The sequence below is a fragment of the Microcoleus asticus IPMA8 genome (genome assembly GCF_013179805.1).
GTDB classification, from domain to species: Bacteria; Cyanobacteriota; Cyanobacteriia; order Cyanobacteriales; family Microcoleaceae; genus Microcoleus; species Microcoleus asticus.
The window spans coordinates 1-4,914 of sequence record NZ_SRRZ01000224.1 but is presented as its reverse complement, the minus strand read 5'-3'; the positions used below and the strand labels follow the sequence as shown (position 1 = coordinate 4,914).

2 protein-coding genes and 2 pseudogenes are annotated in these 4,914 nt (G+C 42.4%); 3 read left to right on the top strand and 1 reads right to left on the bottom strand.

From position 1 onward, the window contains the following. Positions 1 to 158 precede the first annotated feature (158 nt). On the bottom strand, positions 159 to 1,859 hold the full coding sequence (locus E5S67_RS30895; RefSeq protein ID WP_172193129.1) for an ABC-F family ATP-binding cassette domain-containing protein: 1,701 nt from the start codon (positions 1,857 to 1,859) through the stop codon (positions 159 to 161). Positions 1,860 to 2,666: 807 nt separating this feature from the next. On the opposite strand from E5S67_RS30895, the gene E5S67_RS30890 reads away from it, so the two are divergent. The 3 genes and pseudogenes from E5S67_RS30890 to E5S67_RS30880 all read left to right on the top strand — a co-directional run bounded on the left by E5S67_RS30890 (position 2,667) and on the right by E5S67_RS30880 (position 4,601). Further along, the gene (locus E5S67_RS30890) at positions 2,667 to 2,864 is read left to right on the top strand and encodes a transposase (RefSeq protein WP_422614727.1); all 198 of its coding nucleotides are present in this window, start codon (positions 2,667 to 2,669) and stop codon (positions 2,862 to 2,864) included. 58 nt (positions 2,865 to 2,922) lie between these two features. Then, positions 2,923 to 3,788: pseudogene (locus E5S67_RS30885) on the top strand (IS630 transposase-related protein). 77 nt (positions 3,789 to 3,865) lie between these two features. After that, positions 3,866 to 4,601, top strand: a pseudogene (locus E5S67_RS30880) (IS1 family transposase). The last annotated feature ends 313 nt before the right edge of the window (positions 4,602 to 4,914 follow it).

Sequence of the window (4,914 nt, the reverse complement as noted above, 5' to 3'; positions counted from 1 at the left end):
GAGAGTGTTTCCTCTATCCTTTCTCTTCGCTGTGCTTATCTCAATGGTCAACTTTCTACTTGATGTATCTGCAAAAGTGAGATGCACCCGATTCTTTTTTTACCACAGATGAACGCAGATAAACGTGGACGTTAGGTTTATCTGCGACAGTGGCAACTTTATTTTTGCTTAGCAGCCGCTTTTTTCTTTGCTTCTTTTTCAGCCTTTTTAGCCACTCGATCCGCTTCAATTTTTGCTAACTTTGCCAGTTCTTTTTCTTCAGCTATTTTATCAAGATAGTAGTGGTAATCTCCCAAATAAGGGCGAAATTCTCCATCCCGAATCTCGACAATTTTGTTAGCGACTTGGGAGATGAAATAGCGATCGTGTGAAACGATAATTACGGTACCGTCATAATTCTGAATCGCCTCTTCCATCATCTCTTTCGCCGGAATGTCGAGGTGATTTGTCGGTTCGTCCAAAATCAGCAAATTCACGGGAGTCAACAGCATCTTTGCTAAAGCCAGACGGGCTTTTTCTCCGCCGCTCAAAGCTCCGACTTCTTTGAATACTGTTTCGCCGGTAAACAAGAACCGCCCCAACAAAGTCCGAACTTCTTCATTTTTCCAGTCGGGTACTTCGTCGTGAATGGTTTCGATCACGCTTTTATTCAAATCTAAGGCTTCTGCCTGATTCTGTTCAAAGTAACCGGGGATGACGTTGTGACCTCCCAATTTGACCGTACCTTCAGAAGGCTTTTCTAAACCCATAATCAGGCGCAGCAGGGTTGATTTGCCCGCGCCGTTGGGGCCGAGAAAGGCTATGCGATCGCCCCTTTCAATTAATAAGTCGGCTCCCAAAAATAGGATTTTGTCGCCGTAGGTGTGCACCAAATCTTCAATTATTGCTACTTCGCGACCGCTGCGAGGTGCGGGGGGAAAGCGGAAATGCAAAGTTTTTAATCCGCCGGTGGGCGCTTCGATGCGTTCGATTTTATCTAACTGTTTCTCGCGGCTTTTGGCTTGGGTGCTGCGAGTGGCGCTGGCGCGGAATTTTTCAACGAATGCTTGCTGTTTCTCCAGTTCTTTTTGCTGGCTTTCGTAGGCGCTGAGTTGGGCTTCTCTGGCTTCTGCTTTTTGCAGCAGGTAGGAAGAGTAATTGCCGAGGTAGGTGCTGGAAACGCCGCGTTCGGTTTCGACGATTTGGGTGCAGAGCCGATCGAGAAATTCCCGGTCATGGGATACGATTACCATCGGGGTTATCAGCCCTTTGAGGTATACTTCCAGCCATTCGATGGTTTCTAAGTCGAGGTGGTTGGTAGGTTCGTCTAACAGCAGGATGTCGGGTTTTTGCAGAAGAATTTTGCCCAAACTCATCCGCATTTGCCAGCCGCCACTGAAAGCGCTGACTAATCGATCGCCGTCTTCGGGTTCAAATCCGATTTCGGGCAGAATTTTCTCGATTTGCGCTTCTAAACCGTAGCCGTTTAAGCCTTCAAATTGTCTTTGCAGCCGATCCATTTTGTGGATCAGTTCGTCGAGATTGTCTGGGGTGGAGTTTTCCAAGTCTCGATGGACTTGCATCAGGGATTCGTGAACTTCGTTGGCTTCGCTGAAGGCGCGCCAAAATTCTTCTCTGACGGTGCGAGTCGGATCTATTTCAAATTCTTGGGAGAGGTAGGCGATGTGGAGGCTGGCGGGGCGAATGACTTCGCCTGCGGTGGGTTCGATTTCGCCGGCGATGATTTTGAGTTGGGTGGATTTGCCGGCACCATTAACGCCTACTAAGCCGATGCGATCGCCTGGCTTGACTTCCCAGGTGACATCTTTGAGTACGACGCCTGTGGGGTAAATTTTACTGATGTGTTCGAGTCGCAGCATTGTTGTGGGGACTGGGGAAGGGCAGGTTTAGCGGCGGATGGGATGCCGGCGCTGAGGTCGAGTTAATCTTAACAAATTTTAATTATATTTAGCGTATTGCCAGATTTTGATTTGGTAGGAGTTACGCGAAGAAACGGGGTTTCTATGAAAAATCACAGATTCTCAGCTAGAGATATACGAAGAAACCGGGTTTCTGGCCTCGATATGGGTTCAGGACTATTTGGGTGGGGCGATCGGGCGATCGGGCTGGGGAGCATCCCATTTTCGCTTTCATATCATGGACGGTTGCATCAGAATGATATATTTGGATGATATAGCGCGCTCACGTCGTCCATAGCGAACGGTCTTTATCGTTCGCTATGGACGCTCGTACTCCTAAAAAACGCTTTTTACCAAATTGGGATGCTCTCCTCAAAAGTTCCCTCAATTTTACCAAATTCTGAAAAGAAAAAAACTCAAATCGGCAGAATACCTGACGTTGAAAATTCTGGTATATCTGTTGCAAACTCATGGGTCAAGTTAGTATCGAATTACTGGGGACCTTAATCGCTTATCCGATTCAATTTTAGAGTCGGAAGCGCAGCTTACAAAGATTTATGAAATTGGATAGCCTGAACATTGAAAGTCTATGGTTTCCGCTTGTTAAATAAATATTACAAGCAAAGTTTAAAAAGTCTAAACCATTGAAACTGGCGATCGATCGAACTCTTCGGGCGAACGCAAAATATATTTATGCTCAGTATCATCTGGGAGAAACGAAGTATCCCCTTATACAGGTAACTACTAGATAAAAAAGGAAGTAGTAATATTAGCGAACAAGAAGCCTTGATCGCTCCAGTTTTAGAGTTACTGTCAGATTACGAAGCGATCGTTTTGGGAGATGGGGAATTTGGTAGCGTTAAGCTGGCATATTGGCTCTGTCAGAAGCAAGTGAAGTTTATTCTTAGGGTAAAACAAGGGCGATATATCCAATCAGGACATTCAGATTATAGTCATTTCAAATAGGTATGAGAGTATTTAAAAATGAGTTAAAATGAATAAAAATAGTGAAGTCGCCAGGAAAATGTCTTACAGTATGGATTTGAGAAAAAGAGTAGTGGATTATGTAGAAAATGGCGGTAGTATCGCTCAAGCGACGGACTTTTTCAGGTAGTTGTGGCAACGATATATCGGTGGCTGGATCGGACAGACCTTAGAGCCACAAAGGTAAAAAGGTGTAAGAGAAAACTAGATTGTCAAGCCTTATAAAAAGATGTAAAAGAGAATCCAGATGCCAGATTAATCGACAGAGCCAAGAAGTTTGGGGTAAGACAAAGTGCCAGATCTTAGGCTCTTAAAGAAATGAAGGGTACTCAAAAAAAAATAACTTAGTTACCAGGAGATAAACCGAGAATCAAGAATGAAATATTACAGATATCTGAGAGACTTGATTAAAGTATCGGGAAGTCAAAGTCGGCTTTTTATTGATGATTCAGGATTTGAAGAGTTTCAAGATTGTGCATTAGGCTGGTCAAAAAAAGGCAAAAAAATCTGGGTGAAAAGTCAGGAAAACGGGGAAAAGAGAAAATCTAGTAGCCGTTCGACAAAAAGGAAAAAAGGACTTAATTGCCCCAATTGTTTTTACGGGCAGCCTCAATGCAGAAGGTTTTGAAGGGTGGTTATCTTTATATTTATTACCCTCTCTAACCAAATTATCTATATTAATCATGGATCATCCACCGATTCATCGAAAAACAGCCATTCGAGAACTGGTATAGGAAACGGATCATCAAGTTCTTTTTCTCCCAAAATATTCTCGCCTACCTGAACGATATTGAACACGATTTTAGTGCCTTAAAGCGAGCCAGAATGTATGCTCCTCCTGGCACATCTTTAGATGAACTCATCTGTGCCTACTGCTCAATAGTGTCTCTTTTTTATTTGAAATGACTGGCGTTGGTGAATTAGGATATAATGATTTGAGAGTGCGAACGCCAAAAAATAACACTTCACAAAACGCAGAGCTTATGCAATGTCCTGAATGTCAATCAACTCATGTTAATAAAAATGGTCATAAAAAAGGTAAACAGAATTATATTTGTGTCGGTTGTGGCAGACAATTTATAGATTGCTCTCAACCTCATAAAGGTTATTCTGAAGATGTGAAACGTGAAGGTCTCAAAATGTCTGTCAATGGCCTGGGTTTTCGAGCAATTGGGAGAGTCAAAAATGTGCATCATAGGACAATCATTAATTGGGTCAAACAAGTAGGAAAACTCTTGCCAGATTTTTATGAGGCATAAATAACTCCACAAGTGGGAGAATTAGATGAATTAGAAACATTTGTTGGCTCAAAAAAAACAAAACCTGGTTATGGACAACAGTAGACCATTTTAAACCAGGTATTCTAGGATGGGTTTTAGGCGACCGTGCGTGCCAAAATCTTTGAACCACTATGGGAGATTGTTAATAAATGGAAATGCCATTTTTATGTGACAGATGGATGGAAAGTTTACCCTAAGTTTATTCCCGATTGAGTTCAGATTATTAGCAAAACATATACGATAAGAGTTGAGGGTGAAAATACAAGATTAAGGCATTATTTTGCTCGCCTCAAACGAAAAAGTCTTTGTTATTCTCGCATCTGAACAAATGCTAAGATATTCAATTCAGTTACTAATTCACTATCTAAAATTTGCAGATGTTCCAGTTCCGTATCAAAATCAAAGAAATCATTTTCGCTTGTCTGCGATCGCACTATAAGTTTATCATACCTTGATTCAGCAACGCCTACCTTCATCTTTCCCATTTCCTCCTAGTTGTCTTAGCTAGAGGCTCGACTAGGTTTCCTCACCTGCATGGATAGTAAGTTGTTGGCGACCGGGGATTAAAGTGCGAACTCCAACCCTGATGGGCTTACCTCATTGCTGCTAGCCATCCCCCCTTTCGGGTTTCGGCTAAAACGAATCGCACTAGCTGTACATACAGGGTAAACGCATCTAAATTAATTTGACAAAACCCTGAATTTGTGCATTACTAAATAATTAAATAACCTTCTTGAAATTTTTAATTTTAA